Source organism: Spiroplasma platyhelix PALS-1, assembly GCF_021496725.1.
In the GTDB taxonomy this organism is placed as follows: Bacteria; Bacillota_I; Bacilli_A; order Mycoplasmatales; family VBWQ01; genus Spiroplasma_D; species Spiroplasma_D platyhelix.
The window spans coordinates 388,013-404,039 of sequence record NZ_CP051215.1 but is presented as its reverse complement, the minus strand read 5'-3'; the positions used below and the strand labels follow the sequence as shown (position 1 = coordinate 404,039).

18 protein-coding genes are annotated in these 16,027 nt (G+C 27.7%); 3 read left to right on the top strand and 15 right to left on the bottom strand.

Annotated elements, in window-relative coordinates:
- The first annotated feature begins 15 nt into the window (after window positions 1-15).
- Window positions 16-1,587 (top strand): glycerol kinase GlpK, encoded by a 1,572-nt coding sequence (gene glpK / locus SPLAT_RS01950; RefSeq protein ID WP_168104728.1) that lies wholly within the window; start codon window positions 16-18, stop codon window positions 1,585-1,587.
- A gap of 11 nt (window positions 1,588-1,598) precedes the next feature.
- Here the strand turns inward: glpK and SPLAT_RS01945 are convergent, their stop codons facing one another.
- Genes SPLAT_RS01945 through thyA form a run of 3 tightly spaced genes read right to left on the bottom strand, consistent with a single transcriptional unit; the run spans window position 1,599 to window position 3,690 of the window.
- On the bottom strand, window positions 1,599-2,336 hold the full coding sequence (locus tag SPLAT_RS01945; RefSeq protein WP_168104727.1) for a lysophospholipid acyltransferase family protein: 738 nt from the start codon (window positions 2,334-2,336) through the stop codon (window positions 1,599-1,601).
- A 2-nt stretch (window positions 2,337-2,338) separates the two neighbouring features.
- Window positions 2,339-2,821: a dihydrofolate reductase gene (locus tag SPLAT_RS01940; RefSeq protein WP_168104726.1), complete on the bottom strand. Its 483-nt coding sequence runs from the start codon at window positions 2,819-2,821 to the stop codon at window positions 2,339-2,341.
- On the bottom strand, window positions 2,821-3,690 hold the full coding sequence (gene thyA / locus SPLAT_RS01935; RefSeq protein WP_168104725.1) for a thymidylate synthase: 870 nt from the start codon (window positions 3,688-3,690) through the stop codon (window positions 2,821-2,823). Before thyA ends, SPLAT_RS01940 begins: the two co-directional genes overlap by 1 nt.
- A gap of 109 nt (window positions 3,691-3,799) precedes the next feature.
- Between thyA and SPLAT_RS01930 the strand changes: the two genes are divergently transcribed.
- Complete coding sequence (locus tag SPLAT_RS01930; protein WP_168104724.1) at window positions 3,800-4,084, top strand: SemiSWEET family sugar transporter; 285 nt, start codon at window positions 3,800-3,802, stop codon at window positions 4,082-4,084.
- Here the strand turns inward: SPLAT_RS01930 and SPLAT_RS01925 are convergent.
- The 11 genes from SPLAT_RS01925 to SPLAT_RS01875 form a co-directional block, all read right to left on the bottom strand.
- Window positions 4,076-4,831 carry an alpha/beta hydrolase-fold protein gene (locus SPLAT_RS01925; RefSeq protein WP_168104723.1) on the bottom strand — a complete coding sequence of 252 codons (756 nt, stop codon included), beginning with the start codon at window positions 4,829-4,831 and terminating at the stop codon, window positions 4,076-4,078. The genes SPLAT_RS01930 and SPLAT_RS01925 overlap by 9 nt on opposite strands.
- Window positions 4,832-4,837: 6 nt before the next feature.
- Window positions 4,838-5,581 carry a hypothetical protein gene (locus SPLAT_RS01920; protein ID WP_168104722.1) on the bottom strand — a complete coding sequence of 248 codons (744 nt, stop codon included), beginning with the start codon at window positions 5,579-5,581 and terminating at the stop codon, window positions 4,838-4,840.
- A 61-nt stretch (window positions 5,582-5,642) separates the two neighbouring features.
- Window positions 5,643-6,050: a transcription antitermination factor NusB gene (gene nusB / locus SPLAT_RS01915; protein ID WP_168104721.1), complete on the bottom strand. Its 408-nt coding sequence runs from the start codon at window positions 6,048-6,050 to the stop codon at window positions 5,643-5,645.
- A gap of 2 nt (window positions 6,051-6,052) precedes the next feature.
- Window positions 6,053-6,379 carry a hypothetical protein gene (locus tag SPLAT_RS01910; RefSeq protein ID WP_168104720.1) on the bottom strand — a complete coding sequence of 109 codons (327 nt, stop codon included), beginning with the start codon at window positions 6,377-6,379 and terminating at the stop codon, window positions 6,053-6,055.
- A 9-nt stretch (window positions 6,380-6,388) separates the two neighbouring features.
- A complete protein-coding gene (gene efp, locus SPLAT_RS01905) occupies window positions 6,389-6,946 on the bottom strand; it encodes an elongation factor P (RefSeq protein ID WP_168104719.1) in 558 nt (185 codons plus the stop codon).
- Window positions 6,947-6,948: 2 nt separating this feature from the next.
- Entirely contained in the window at window positions 6,949-8,010 is a 1,062-nt protein-coding gene (locus tag SPLAT_RS01900) for a M24 family metallopeptidase (protein WP_168104718.1), read from the bottom strand.
- A 68-nt stretch (window positions 8,011-8,078) separates the two neighbouring features.
- On the bottom strand, window positions 8,079-8,228 hold the full coding sequence (gene rpmG / locus SPLAT_RS01895) for a 50S ribosomal protein L33 (protein ID WP_168104717.1): 150 nt from the start codon (window positions 8,226-8,228) through the stop codon (window positions 8,079-8,081).
- 99 nt (window positions 8,229-8,327) lie between these two features.
- Window positions 8,328-8,834 carry an NAD(P)H-dependent oxidoreductase gene (locus tag SPLAT_RS01890; protein ID WP_168104716.1) on the bottom strand — a complete coding sequence of 169 codons (507 nt, stop codon included), beginning with the start codon at window positions 8,832-8,834 and terminating at the stop codon, window positions 8,328-8,330.
- Between the two features lie 3 nt (window positions 8,835-8,837).
- Window positions 8,838-9,920, bottom strand: a complete 1,083-nt coding sequence (locus SPLAT_RS01885) for a hypothetical protein (protein WP_168104715.1) — start codon at window positions 9,918-9,920, stop codon at window positions 8,838-8,840.
- Window positions 9,920-11,077 carry a YitT family protein gene (locus tag SPLAT_RS01880; RefSeq protein WP_168104714.1) on the bottom strand — a complete coding sequence of 386 codons (1,158 nt, stop codon included), beginning with the start codon at window positions 11,075-11,077 and terminating at the stop codon, window positions 9,920-9,922. The genes SPLAT_RS01885 and SPLAT_RS01880 overlap by 1 nt, the downstream gene beginning before the upstream one ends.
- Window positions 11,078-11,101: 24 nt before the next feature.
- Window positions 11,102-11,935, bottom strand: a complete 834-nt coding sequence (locus tag SPLAT_RS01875) for a hypothetical protein (protein WP_168104713.1) — start codon at window positions 11,933-11,935, stop codon at window positions 11,102-11,104.
- Window positions 11,936-12,093: 158 nt separating this feature from the next.
- Between SPLAT_RS01875 and SPLAT_RS01870 the strand changes: the two genes are divergently transcribed.
- Entirely contained in the window at window positions 12,094-14,241 is a 2,148-nt protein-coding gene (locus tag SPLAT_RS01870) for a hypothetical protein (protein WP_168104712.1), read from the top strand.
- A gap of 42 nt (window positions 14,242-14,283) precedes the next feature.
- Here SPLAT_RS01870 and SPLAT_RS01865 read toward each other — a convergent pair whose 3' ends face one another.
- Window positions 14,284-16,014: a ribonuclease J gene (locus SPLAT_RS01865; protein WP_168104711.1), complete on the bottom strand. Its 1,731-nt coding sequence runs from the start codon at window positions 16,012-16,014 to the stop codon at window positions 14,284-14,286.
- Between the last annotated feature and the right edge of the window lie 13 nt (window positions 16,015-16,027).

Below are 16,027 nucleotides of genomic sequence, written 5' to 3'. Positions count from 1 at the left end.
GGAAAGGAATTGAATATGAGTGACAATAAATACATTATGACCTTAGATGAAGGAACTTCAAGTTGTCGAACTTTAATTGTTGATAAAAAAGGACAAGTTAAGGGAAGTAATCAAATTGAAATTCGTCAACAGTACCCACAAGGTCATCAAGGATGAGTTGAGCATGATCCCATTGAAATTTGAAATAATCAACTAACAACAATGATTCAAGCATTAAATAAAAGCAAAATTAGTTCTAAAGCAATTGCAGCGATTGGCATCACTAATCAAAGAGAAACAACAGTGATTTGAAATCGTGAAACTGGTCTACCAATATATAATGCAATTGTCTGACAAGATAGAAGAACAACGCCTTATTGTGAACAATTAATTAAAGCAGGATGAAAAGAAAAGATTCATAAGAAAACTGGTTTGTTGATTGATGCTTATTTTTCTGCAACAAAAATTAAATGAATCTTAGATAATGTTCCTGAAGCAAGAATGTTAGCGCAAGAAGGAAAATTAGCATTTGGAACAATTGATTCATGATTGATTTATAAAATGACAACAGGACTTGATAAAAGTGAAGCTGTTCATGTGATAGATATCACAAATGCTTCACGAACAATGCTTTTTAACATCAACAGTAAGCAATGAGATCAAGAATTGCTAAACTTGTTTGATATACCAGAGAATATTCTACCAAAAGTGATTCCTAGTTCAGGGTTGATTGGTCATACTTATCCAGGAATGTTGTTTAAAAATGATGACACAAGTATTCCGATTTGTTCTGCGATTGGTGATCAACATGCTGCTTTATTTGGTCAATTATGTTTGAATTCTGGCCAAATCAAAACAACTTATGGGACTGGTTGCTTTATTATGATGAATATTGGCAATAAGCCTTTACTTTCAAAGCAAGGCTTGTTAACAACAATTGCTTATCAGTTGCCTAATCAAGAACCTGTCTATGCAATTGAAGGTTCAGTGTTTATTGCTGGTGCAGCGATTCAATTCTTAAGAGATCAATGAAAAATGTTGTATCGTTCTGATGAAAGTTTGTGATATGCTGACATCATTGATCCTGCTGATGAACAAAGAGTTTATTTTGTTCCAGCATTTGTTGGTCTTGGAGCTCCTTATTGAGATTCAACAGCACGAGGAGCAATTTTTGGTTTAGAAAGAGATACTAAAAGAGAACATATTGTTAAGGCAACATTAGAATCATTAGTCTATCAAGCAGAAGATATTATTTTAGCTATGAGAGAAAGTACTAAAAAAATCATCAAGAAGAATAAAATTGTCATCAAGGTTGATGGCGGAGCAAGCAACAATCGCTATGTGATGCAGTTTCAAAGTGACATCAGTGATATTGATTTAATTAAGCCTAGAAGTAGCGAAACAACAGCAATGGGTGCAGCATATTTAGCTGGTCTTGCAGTGAACTATTGAAAAGATTTGAATCAAATTAAAAAAATTTATAAAGTGAAGAAAGAGTATCATCCAAAGATGGATCGTGAAACTGCTAAGATTCTCTATCAGGGTTGAAAAGAAGCAGTTAAGCGAACAAGAAATTGAACTTCAGCAATTGGAGAAATAAAAAAATAGTTCTGAACGAACTATTTTTTATTATCTCATTGATCAATTGATGCTTTGATGGTGTTTTGAATTTGACTTGCTAGTTTATTAGAAGGTAAATGCATGAATTGTTTAGGATCAAGCGCTTTATTGAAAACAACATGAATTGTTTTTTTACCTCTGAATTTCTTATCAAAAATTTGATAAGAGTTGACAATTGAAACTGGTAGGATTGGTACATAAGCTTGGTAGGCTAACTTTAAAGCCCCTGGTTTGAATTCATTCATTTCTTGCTTGTGACTTCTTGTTCCTTCAGGAAAGATTACCATTGTACGACCTGGATTTCTGATTAAATCTTGGGCTTCTTTAAAAGTTTCAAGGGCTGAACGAGGATCTTTACGATCAATGAAAAGAACATCAATTAAAAAAACAAATCTTCGTGCTAGTTTGTTTTGTTTTAGTTCTGATTTAGCAATGAACCCTAAAGGAGCATATAAACTGTAATCATTTAATGAAAGTAAGATAATGAAATCAAAATTAGATTGATGATTGGCAACTAAGACACATCCTTTATGTTTTGGTCAATTATTGATATCATGAGCAACAACTTTGACATCATAAAGTCAGCGAAAATATTTTGTTTTCTTTTTTAGTCAGATGTATCTTTTTCCTTCTGAAACTAAAGTTGGGTCTTTTAAAACTTTTTTTGTCATTGAACCCATTTTAAGATAGACATGTAGTAAATGTGGTCATGTTAGTAGTGCTTTTCATCAATTCATTTTTATTCCTTCCTTTGATAAACATAAGCCGTAAATTCTTGATATTCAGTTTTTTTAATTTCTTTAAAATCTGAAAAATCAGTGATAGGGAATTTTAAGTTTCCTGGATAATCTTCTTTAATAATTGAAACATATAAGTAGTCAGCAGATAGAAATGTTTGTTGATAAATATTTGCTCCACCAATTACTCATAATTCATTATTAGGATTCTTAGTATATGTTTTAATAATATTTGTTAAATCACTAGTAATTATACAATATTCACTAGCAAAATTTTGATATTTTTTTGGATCTGATGTGATGACAATGTTATGGCGATTGTTTAATGGTTTTCCTATACTTAAAAGTGTTTTTGAACCCATTAAAATTGTTTTTGATTGTGTTAAAGATTGAAAGTATTTCATTTCTTCTTTAATGTTTCAGGGTAAAGTTTGATTGTTTGCAATAACTCCTGCTTTAGTCATAGCTCAAATTAAATAAATCATTATACTGCTACTACACCTTTAATAGGTTCATCAGGATTATAGTCTTCAATTCTAAAGTCTTCAAATTTAAAAGCAAATAAATCTTGGATATTAGGATTGATGATAATTTTAGGAAGTGCTTTAGGTGTTCTTTTTAATTGTGTGTTAACTTGTTCAAGATGGTTGCTGTAAATATGTGCATCACCTAAAGTGTGAACAAAGTTACCTAATTTATATCCTAGAACTTGAGCAAGCATTATTGTTAGTAAAGAGTAGGATGCAATATTAAAAGGAACACCTAAAAAGATGTCACCACTTCTTTGATAAAGCTGACAAGATAAACGTTTATCTTCGCTTACATAAAATTGAATTAAAGTGTGACAAGGAGGCAAAGCCATATTACTAATTTCTTCAGGATTTCAAGCTGATAAGATATGTCGTCTTGAAAAAGGATTTTCTTTTAAATTAGTCAGTAAGTCTGTTAATTGATCAACGCCATTAAAGTTTCTTCATTGCTTACCATAAACAGGACCTAAATCACCATACTTTAAAGCAAATTGATGATCTGATTTAATTTTTTCATTAAATTCTTTTAAAGTTTCACCAAGATAATCTTTGTTTTGACAATATTTTTGATAAGGTCAAGCACTTCATATGTAAACTTTATTTTTAACTAAATATTCAATATTTGTATCACCCGCAATAAATCATAGTAGTTCATGAATAATTGCTGGTCAGTGAACTTTTTTTGTTGTTAATAATGGAAAACCTTGATTTAAATCAAATTTCATTTGATAACCAAATACTGATATTGTTCCAGTATTAGTACGATCAGCTTTTTTTTGACCATGTTTTAAAACATATTGACATAATTCTAAATATTGTTCCATATTCTTCCCTCTTTTGCTTTAATTGAATGTTACCCTTATTATACTTACTTTTCTTAACTTTTCTTTATATTATCTTATAATAGAATAGTAATAAATTAGGGGTGAATTTATGGATATAGCAATTATTGTACTTTCTTGAGTGGGAACTTGTTTGACTGGAATTACTTGAATTCCTCAATGCTATCGAGTTTTTAAAACTAGAGAAACAGATTCTATTTCTCTACTAATGATGATTATTATTTTTTTAGCTTCAATTGTATGAATTCTTTTTGGTGCTTTTAGTCAACAGTGAGCGATTTTGGTAACTAATAGTTTAGTTCTTGTTGCAGTAACTTTAATTTTATTGTTTAAAATTTACAATTTGATTAAGAAAAAAGAAAAGGTTTTAGTATAGTTCTTGATGATTATTAAGGAAATTGATTCATCATTTAAATCCATGAGCACCATTTTTTTCAACAAAAAAATTAACTTTGATTTGTTGATGTGATGTTAAAATTGATTTAACATTCAGGGCATCTTGATAGTAATTAGTAGCAATTGTTTTTTCAAATGACTTGGGTTCTTTTAGACCAACTCATAAATTAACAGTTAGTGAACTATTATTATTAAGTGCTTTAGTTTTTAAATCGTTGAGAATTGCTTCATTAAATCAAATGCTGGCAGAAAAAAGATAAGCTTTTTTAAAAGTTAAATTACTTAGATACAACATTTGTAAACTAAGATATGCTCCCATTGAACAACCTAATAAATTTAAGTCGGCAATTTGGATGCTTTTTTGACTAGTAAGTCAAGGAAGCAAATCTTTAGTAATAAAGTTGATTGTTGCTTGTCCTTGGCCACCTAGATAGTCATTAGTGATGTCTTTTAGTTCAGGAAAATATTTTGTCATGAGTGATTTAACAGTTCTGTTGTGGTAGGCTGCTAAATTGTTAAATCTAGTTGCATCATTACTACTGTTGAGACCGATAAAAATTTTGTTAGTTTGATTGTTAGCTAAAATATTGCTTTCTGAATTAGTAAGTAATTGTTGACCATCAAAAACTAGATAGAGACTATATTTTTGTGTACTATTAAAATCTTTAGGTACTGCTAAATTAATAGTTTGATTTTTTAATGTGATGTCTTCTAGAATATAATTCATTTTATCTTACTCATAATGACCAGTAGTAATATAGTTGATTACTCTTCAGTACAAATTAAAATTCTTTCCTTTTAACTCCATTAGTGCTTGATTGAATTTTTGCATTACTAATAATTTATAAGAAAAAAGATCTTCATATAAGAAGAATGATTTTAAGTTTCAATTAGTGCTACTGTTGAATTGCATCGTTTTTTTTGTTTCTAAATTTAATAAATAGAACAACATTAAATAGTAACCTAATTGGTAGTTATTAGTATTTAAAGTTTCAAATAATTGCCCGCTAATATGAGTCAAACTGATAATTTTTGTTTTGATAGCTTTAGGTAGTTTTTTGTTGCTAAGAATAAAAGTTAAGTCTTCAGTATTAGGTTGTTTTAAGTTGAGACTTTCTTGATATCATTTTTGAATATCAGGGTTTAGTAAAGATTCATTAAATAAAATATCTTGAATTTTCTTATAGTCTTTATAGTATATTGTTTGAAATTCAAAAACTGGCATTAAACCAGCTAGAATAAAATTAAAATCGATGATATTAGGAAAATAAGTGTCTAAACTAAATTGATTTAATTCTGAATCTAGTCCAATAACATGGTTAAAAACACGATTATTATTAACGTTAAACATAAAGTTGTAAATTTTTGTTTGCTTATCGTAATCAAAAGTTTTGATCTTATTTTTAATCACTTTTTTTGTTACTTTATTAATTGGTAAATTAACCAATGAGTTAATTAGGCGATATTCAGGAATCATTTTTTTCTCCCAAGATAAAATATTAAATCTTACTTATATATAATTATAATTGAATTTAAAATTATTTATTGACTTTATCTAAAACGCCGTTAATGTACTTATAAGCATTATTGTCACAATATTGTTTAGCTAGAATAATTGCTTCATTGATGATGATTGGTTTTTGTGTGTTAGTATAAAAAATTTCATATGATGCCAAAATTAAAATTGCTTTTTCTGTTGGTTTTAAACCTTTAAAAGTTCAGCCAGGTTTTAAATGCTTTTCAATTTCTTTAATTAAAGTTTTTTGATATCAAAGAATTTCTCTTACAGTTTTGATTTGTGATTCATTTTCTGAAGTTGTAATTTCTTTTAGATAGTTTTCAAAGTTTGCTTCATTTTCTTGTTGTAAGAAGTATTGATAGAGAATTTCGATAATATTAATTCGCTTTTGATGCTGAGTAATGGGAGGTTTTTTTTGTGCTGCCATGATTATTTAGAAGAAAAAATTAGGTTAATGTTGGTTACATTAACATTTAAAACAGCATTAATTCGTTTTAAAATTAATTTAATAATTTGTTCTTTTAAATCAATTAAATTACTTTTTTCATTTACCATTACTTGAATTTGTGCTTCTAAATCAGCATTTTCTTTATTAAGAATTTGAATACCATCGAAATCAACTTGATAATTTTCTGAAGTTAGTAAACGATAAATTAATTTTTTCAGAACAGTTTTAGAAACTGATAGTTTGCCACTATTAGTTTGATCGATTTCAATTGTTTGATTTTTATCTACTACTTCAACTTTATTTTCCATTTTTTCACCTTATGCCCTAGATTTATAAGTTCCATCTACTGTGTTGATAATAATTTTATCATTATTATTAACGAATAGTGGTACTTGTACTTTATAACCTGTCTCTAAAGTTGCAGGCTTAGTTGCACTTGTTGCCGTGTTGCCTTTAACTCCTGGTTCAGTGTAAGTTACTGTTAGTACAACTGTTGAACGAAGTTCAACTCCGATAACAAGTTCTTCATAGACTTTTAATTTAATTACTTGACCTTCAACAAGAAAGTTTTTTTCTCATTCTAATTGTGTTTCAGGGATGATTACTTGATCGTAACTTTCTTCATCCATAAATATGTAATCTTGATTGTCTTTATAGAGATATTGTGCTTTTCTAGTATCAATTATTGCAGGATAAACCACATCGCCTCCTGTGAAGGTGATAGATTTAATTGTTCCTGTTTTTAAGTTTCTTACTTTAGTCTTGACATGAGCTTGACCACGACCAGATTTAGAGTGATTTGATTCAAGCACTAGATAAATTTCTTTTTCATATAAGAATGTTACACCTGGTTTAAAATCGTTTACGTTGATCATTTCTACCTCTTTAAAATATCAATTTCTCTTGGTGATTGTGTTAGAATTTGATAACTATTCTCAGTTACTAAGATGTCATCTTCAATTCTAACGCCACCTAATTCAGGAATATATATTCCTGGTTCGACAGTGATAACCATACCTGGTTTCAAGATTGTTTGTTCATTTTTAGTCACTCAAGGTGCTTCATGAATTTCAATTCCTAGACCATGACCGGTACCATGACTAAAATACTCACCATAACCTTTTTCAGTGATGTAGTCACGACAAATCTTGTCTATCTCACCAATTTTAATTCCTGGTTTTACTGCTTTAATACCGTTCATTTGAGCTTCGCGAACAATATTATGAATTTCAATTAGTTTAGGATCGATTGTTCCTAACGCAAAAGTTCTTGTCATGTCTGAACAAAATCCTTGAAAGACACAACCAAAGTCACAAGTAATAATTTCATTATCATTAATTACTTTGTCACTTGCCTTACCATGAGGCATAGAACTTCTAAGTCCTGAAGCAACAATAGTTTCAAAAGATGCTTTTGTTGCACCATTTTTACTAAAAGAATTTAAAATGATTGCTTCTAGTTCTCTTTCTGTCATTCCTGATTTAACATTTTTTAGAATGTCTTGATAAGCTAAATCACCAATTTCACATGCTTTTTGAATACGTTTGATTTCTTCTTGATCTTTAATCATTCGTAATTCTCGAACATTTAAAGGAACAAAATTAATTTTGGGTAGCATTTGTTTTCAGTCTTGTAGTTGGCCATAAGTAATATAGTCAGCTTCAAAGCCAACATTGATGATTTGTTCTTTTTGACAAATATCTGATAGTGATTGAAAAATGTTTGTAAAATTTTCAACAGTGACATTTTTAGCTGTAGTTTTCGCTTCAGTAATGTATCGTCCATCAACTAATAACTTTGCTTCTTTGCTAGTAATTAGTAAGTAACCTAAAGTTGAGATAAAGTCACTGTATCAAAAGCGATTTTCAAAACTATAAAATAGCACTGCATCTAATTTATTTTGACTGATAATTTGTTCTATGATTATTTTTTTATTCATACTGAATTCTCCTTTTAATTAATTATAAATTTGAATATTGGCTAATAAAGAAAAAAAATAAGCTAACCTTATTTTTTTTCTTTATGTAGAGTATGAGAATTACATCTAGAACAATATTTATTTACTGCTAATTTTTCTACTTGCTTTTTTTTATTTCTGTCGGCAATATAATTTTCTTCCTTACATTGGTCACAACGTAAAGTAACACCATCACGCATAATAGTTCCTCCTTATAAGAATGTTAATTCACAACAAAATTATGATTAACAATTGAACTGTAATATTATCTCATAAATTATTAAATTCAGCAATAGTTATTAGGCTAATAAATCTTCGTTAATTAAAGTAGCAAATTGCTTTCATTCTTTGTCAGTTTTGTTGTGAATTTCGTATAGTGGATAAATATGATCGACATTTCAACCCATATATTGATAAGTTTCAATTACGGGTAATAAAACATTTTGGAGATCTTTTTTGTTATAAAAATGTTCTGTACGACCACAAGTGATGATGATTGAAACTTTCTTTTTAGTTTCTTTATGAGTGTTATAAAAAGTACTAAGAACACTATCCATTCATAATTTCATTGTTCAAGGAACACTGTATCATCAAATTGGATGGAAGAAGATAATATGGTCAGCTTCTAATAAAGCCTTTAAACTATTTTCGTAATTAAAGCTATTAGTTTCTGGATTAAATTCTTGTTCTAAAAGTAAGATTTGATCAATTTTTTCTTGATTTAAAAGATAAAAAATATTTTTATTATGATTAGAATTAGTACTAAATTCAGGATGGCCAATAATTAATAATTTCTTTTCTTTCATTTGTTACTCCCCTTTTCTTTTTGCTAAGACTTTTTTACTAATTTGATCTAATTCTGCTTCAGTTTTTATTTCATAAAAAATATGATAAATTAAATAATTAAGTTCGTTTTCTTTAATACGTTTTGCTTTTTTGTTCTTTTCTAAAGTGTCAATTAATTGTGAAATTTGATCAACTAATTTCATAACACTTTCTTTGTCACCATTATTTTCTTTCACTTTATTTTTAATGACAGTCGGCATAGTTCTAATAAATTCATAGTTTGTTAGCACATTTTTACCTTCTAATTTATAAAAAATATTGAAATCGTTAGCTTTAGTTGGTGCGTTGTTCATATTGCTTAAAATTTTCTTAACATTGTTCTTAACTAAACTTTGAACAAAAATCCCGATAATTAAAGCTAAACTTGAAGCAGGAATGAAATATTTTAAAATTTGATCAATATCAATATTAATACTACTACTTTTTAAAATATTTTTTAGTAAAAAGTAACTAACCTCAATTGCTAAGATTGTGATGGTTGATTTTTGTTCGTTATTATCTCATCATTTAGTTGTTATTTCTTCTTTAGTAAATTTAAAATTCTTATCTAAAATATTATCAATAATAAAATAAATTAAAAAGTAAATTAAAACAAAAATAAAAGTAATTGCATTAGTGAAACAAAAAATATAAGTAATGTTTTGACTTATGCTAACAAATAATAGATTTTTAAAAATAAAATAGTTATTGTTCACATTAGAAAAAATTTGATACTTTGCTTCAATATATCTTTTCCTAATGATTTTAATTTCAATTAAGATTAAGCCAATATTTGCGATGGCGCTTGCTAAAATTGCCATATATAAATATGTTTCAATTAAAATTAAATTTTCTTGGCTGAATTTTGGGTCAACAAAATTCATGCCATTATTAAAAAAGTCTCATTTTAATAATGTTTCAAATCAATCAGGATGGACTCTAATAACTACAGAAAAAACAATTAGAGCAACTGTAAGAGTAGATCATAAAATTGTTTTTAGTAGATATTTGTTTGCTATAATTTTTCAATTATTTTTTAAAACTTTGTTGATAGTTTTTTGATTCATTATTTATCCTTTTTTGCTTTTCTTTGTAATTTTTCAACAGGAACAGGTTCTTTTTGTGGTGCATTACCAGCATTGCCACCATGCATACTACGAGTTGAAACAGCAATCATAAATAGTTTTGGATCGATAGTAGCTATTTTTTCCTTAAAGAAATTATACTCTAATAGTGACATAGTAGTCATCATCATATTGTATTCTCTTCCTGAATAAAGCCCCTTAACATTTCAAATGTTTCCGCCACGTAAATAATTATTAGCATAAATGTATTCACGAATTTTTTCAATTTCAGTAGAAATGATAAAGATAGTCATCATCATATATTTTGGATAAACACGATTCATAATAAATGATGAAACATAAATATAAAAGATAGTAGCAAAGAATAACGGGTCACTGAAATAAGTATCAGCAACATTTTGTTTATGCATAATTACTCCATCAATAAAAATAACAATAACAACAATAATGATATTAGTATTTTTAATAATGTTAGCAATTGAATATTTTCTTTTCATTGAAATATAAGTGCTAATGAAGTCCATTCCCCCACTAGAACCACCTGCTTTAAATAGTAAACCTAAACCAGCGCCAAAAATTAGTCCTGCCATACCAGCAAAAATAAATATTAGAGCAAGTTTATTATCAGCATTTATTACGCTTTTAAGTACTTGAAAATCTTTTAGACCAGGAACTAAAGAAAGCATTGTCATAAATCCAATATTTAATCCCATATATATAGTTGTATATATTGAGAAACGAAGTCCAATTTTTAAAATTCCTCAAATAATGATTGGAATGTTTATTGCAAAAAAGATTGGATAGTAGTATAGGTTACGCATTTGATTGAAGTATTCAGGATCTGAATTTTCAAATGGTAAGAAAATTGCTTTAGTAATTAACTGAGCAAAAGCAGATAGTCCATTAGTGTATAAGTTAGCAGGAGTAATAAAGTAGTAGAATGCTACTGAAGTTAGAATAGCTCCAATTAAAATTAAAAATAAATTTTTTGACGTTTCTTTGATATTGAAATTTCTTTTTGAAGAATGTCACTCTTCTTTAATTTTGATATCTTTAAAATTAAAAGCATCAACAATTAAAGGTGTTTGCTTTTTCTTTTTTAGTTTGAAAAAGTGATTTTTTTCTTGATTCTTTGCCATTCTTACCCCCTTAAACATTAAAATTTATTTAAATCAAATATAAAAAGTTTCAGTATTTTGTTTTGCATTATTTTTGCTAACAGAAAGATAGATTTTTAATTTTAAATCCATAGAAAGAGTTTCTTCACTACGAATTGTTCAAGAAGCAGAATATTTAGTTTCTATTTCTTGTATTTGTTTTTTAAGAACTTCATTAGTTTCTTTTTGCACTTTAGCGTCTAAGTCTGTTCAATCAACTTTAGCTTTTGGTAACTCAATATTTTTTTCTTTTAAGTTAATTTCAAGTGGTTGATCATTATTTCATTTTTGTTCGCTAATTTGTTTGTTAAAAAGATTAACTCATTCATCAACAATATTGTCACTTTCACTTATACAACATTTAATTACAAATGACATATCTATTTTTTGTTTGGCATCAAATTTTTGTTCAGAATTAATTGTTCCTACTAAGTAACTAATGTTAACTAGAATTGTCCCAGTAGTTTTTTGTACATTTCAACTTAAATCTGTTTCATTTTCTTTTTTTGTACCATTAGTAATTTTAAAACTATAGGCTTTTTGATTAGATTCAGGATTTTCATCAGCTCAAATAATCTCAGTTTCATTTTTAGCTTTGTCTAAGATTACTTGAAAAATACCTTTAGCTAAAGCAGTGGAATCTTGCGTTGATAGACTGTATTTATCTTTAAATGGTTCATTTTTTTTATCAGGTAAAATGTTGTTAATTGAATATTTTGTCTCACCTTTATAAATTATGTTTAAAGTGTCGTCTAAACTTTCTTGACCACAAGCAATAACAGATAAAGGAAGAGTAGTTGTTCCTGATAAAACAAATAATAATTTTAATAATTTTTTCATTTTTACCTCTTTAATTTATTTTAGATACTAGAATTATAACAAAATTAAAACTTTTAATAATTATTTTTCTAAAGATATTTTTAGGATAGAATTGTTATAATAATATATATTAACAGTATCATATTATCTTAGTATGATTTTAGAATAAGTGTGGTTTAATGAAAAGAAATTATTTTTTAATTAGTGTTTTGATAGCTTTTATTGCTCCAAGTTTAATAAGCGGTTTTAGTATATTAAAAAATCCTGATACTTATGACACAATTGAATCAGCAGCAGAAATTAATATTCCATCGGAAAATTATTTAAATTTGTCCTATCAAAATGGAACATTTTATTCTTGAAATCAAATAGATAGTAATGATCAACATGTTATTGGAGTTTTTAGTTCTGATGATCAAAGTTATTTGCTTGATAGCTTTGGTGTATTTTGAAGTTTAGATTATCAAATCAGCAAATTTTATCGAATAACTGATGAATATGGAATTGCTCAAGTTAAATATTTTCAAGATGAAAATAAGAATGAATATGTTGATCGAACTTTTGTTGTGAAGTTAGCAAATAATAAACTGACAATTACTAGTTCAGTGATTCTTTCTGAGAATACTACTTTTACTATTTTAAGCAAAAATTATGTTGTAGCTTCAGGCCTTGGTTTGGATTTAATTCAAATTGATGATCAAGGTACAGTAACTAATGTTTCTAATCTAATTCCAGCTTATAATAAAGGAAACTTTTTGACTTCTTTTTATGCTATTAATGCAGATAGTGGAATTTTTGTTGATGGTGATCAATATTTTTATTTATTAAAAAATATTACAAGTACTGTAGCAGCAACACAAATAAATTTTAAAGCTCCATTTAAAAATGGTAACAATATTGTGGTTATTAATAGTGCTAATTTATTAATTCGTGATATTGATAATACTTTACATGTTATTAATAGTAGTGATGGAAGTGTTGTTAATAGTTGACCATCAGATAAAATTTGAAGTAAGGCTGATAATTTTGCTTTTGCTTTGAGCGATGATACTTTTATTTTAAATACTTCTTTTAATAATTCTGGCATTGAGGGTAAACCATATTTAATTAAAACTAGTGATTGAAGCAATTTAATTGAAATTCCCAATATCAAATCAATTACTAATTTTATCTTTACTGATAAGGATAGTAGCAAAGGTATTTTTATTGATAAAGATTTAAATGCTAACAATTTTGTTTATCAAAATGATAGTTTTACCATTAATAATTTTGGGACATTAAATAATTTTCAGTTTGTTAGTAAGAATTTAATTTTTAGTTCAGTTCAAAGCAATAATTTGTTAATTGCACAAGACTCTAATCAAACATGAGCAGCAACGAAAAGTATAAAATTTACAACAAATAGTACTAATACTAGTGGAAATTTATTAAATAGTATGATTGTTGCTAAAGAAGAAGAAATTAATTACCAAAATACTTATTTTGCGAATGGCTCAGCAAATATTAGTGTAACAGATGAAAAATTAACTGAAGTTATTATTGAAACTGATGCTGGTACAAGAAGATTGGAACCAACAAAAAATAGTGTTACTTATGATTTTTTAAATTTTGATAAATATAAGGTAACAGTTAAGTTTTTTAGTGATGATGTTACTTATCAGATAGTCTATCAAGTGAACATTGTTAATTTTGCTAATAAAGAAATGCTAAATATCTCTGGTTCAAATCTTAAATCTTATGTCGGTTCTTCACAGGATATTTTGTATGACATTAAAAGTATTGATCGACAAAATATTTTTAATGTTGATGAATATGATTATAATTTTTTGCAATATGTTGAATTATTAAGCTATGGAGACACTAATGATATGGTTGTAAAAAATATTTATAATTTGCAAAATAATAGTGAGATTAAAGTAAGCACAATTGATCCAGATTGATTTTTTGGTTTAAAAATTGTTAATTTAGTAAATCAAGTGAGTTGAATTTATTTAGGATTTAGTCATGACGGTGTCAATCCAATGATTGATTTTTGAGATACTGATAAAGGTAAGGACTTAATGGATCAAGCTTTAATGCATCGATATTTAGAACGAGATTTAAGAAAATTGAGTTCTTTACAAATTAACCAATTATTGATTACTTCTAATAATTGATATTCAATTGCTGTACAAGGGAAAGCGATTGTTATCTCAATAATTAGTATTTTTGGGATTTCAATTATAGCTATTTGTGCAGCAGGCATTTATAATATAACTTTAAATAAAAAAATTGCGATTGATCAAGTTGAACGAAATAAAATTTTAAAGAATACAATTGACCTTTAACCTTATAAGTAAAAGCTCTTTGCATCTATTAGATGCAAAGAGCTATTTTTTATTTAAAATTACTGGAATAATTAATGGATTACGACGCTTTTTCTTAAAAATGAAAGGTGCTAAATTTGATTTAATAGTATTTTTTAAAATTGCAAAAGTAACTTTTTCATTTTTTAGTACATCATTTATTGCTTTAGTAACAATGGCAATTGATTCAGCAACTAAAGGTGCAGAATCACGAACATAGAATGAACCGCGAGAAATGAAGGTTGGTGGTGCAAGTAATTTGTTGTTTTGTGAGTCAATTGAAACAACAATTGCAATTAGACCTTCTTTAGAAAGAATTTGGCGATCTCTAATAATTGCTGTTGTTGTGACTTCGGACATATCCTTGCCACCATCAACATAAATAGGATCAGCGTTAATTCTTTGATTACTTAAATGACAGTGACCTTTTTCCATAATAATTTGATCACCATTGGCACAGATAAAAGCATTTTCTTCTTTAACACCAACTGATATTGCGGTTTCTTTGTGAGTTTTCAACATTCGATAGTCACCATGCATTGGCATAAAGTATTTTGGTTTGATTAAGCTAATCATTAACTTTTGTTCTTCTTGAGAAGCATGACCTGAAGTGTGTAATCAATTTAATGGTGAATTTTCTTCAACAATTGCATTTAGTCTTGTTAATTTATTGATAACACGTTCAACATTAAGCTTATTACCTGGAATAGCAGAAGAAGAGAATATTACAGTGTCACCTGGAATAATTTTAATTTGACGATGTTCACGATTAGCAATTCTTGAAAGAGCTGCTAAAGGTTCTCCTTGTGAACCAGTACATAAAATTACAATTTGATTATTATGATATTTTTTTGCTTCGTCTGGTTTGATGAAACAATCATCTTTTACTTTTAAGTGTCCCATTTGACGAATAACATTAATAATTCGCTCTAAACTACGCCCAATAACAACAACTTTTCTTTTATGATTGCTAGCAACTTCAACAATTTGTTGAATTCGATGAACATTTGAAGCAAAAGTAGAAATTAAGATTCTTCCTTTAGCCTTAGCAAATAGTTCACTAATTCGCTTAACAATAATCATTTCTGTCATTGTGTAACCTGGCACTTCAGCATTAGTTGAGTCAGCTAAAAATAGAGTCACACCATCTTTACCCATTTGTGCCATTTTTTCTAAATCAGCTTGATGACCTAATGGTGTTCAATCAAATTTATAATCTCCTGTTGAAACAATACGCCCATTAGGTGATTTAACACATACTCCAAAAGCATCAGGAATTGAATGGTTGACAGCAAAGAAGTTAACAGTAAATTTCTTTGTTTTGATAACTGAGTTACCATCAATTATTTCGATTTTAGTTTTAGTTCTAACACCTTTATCCTTTAGTTTATGACGAATTAAAGCAGCAGCTAGTTTAGGTGCATAAATTTTGGGAATAGTGTCAATTTCTTTTAATAAGTAAGGAATTCCTCCAATATGATCTTCGTGACCATGAGTAATAAAAATTGCTTTAATTTTTTCTTTATTTTCTTTTAAGTAACTGTAATCAGGGATAACTGCTTCAATTCCTGGCATTGTTTCATCAGGAAATTTAACTCCTGCATCAATTAGAATAATTTCGTTGCCTTCTTCAACAACATAAGTATTCTTTCCGATTTCTTCTAAACCACCAAGAGCAAAGATTTTAGTAACTTGTGATGTTTTATGTTCTTGTGGTTTTATTTTTTCATTATTTAGTTTTTTTTCTTCTAACATTAATTTTTCTCCT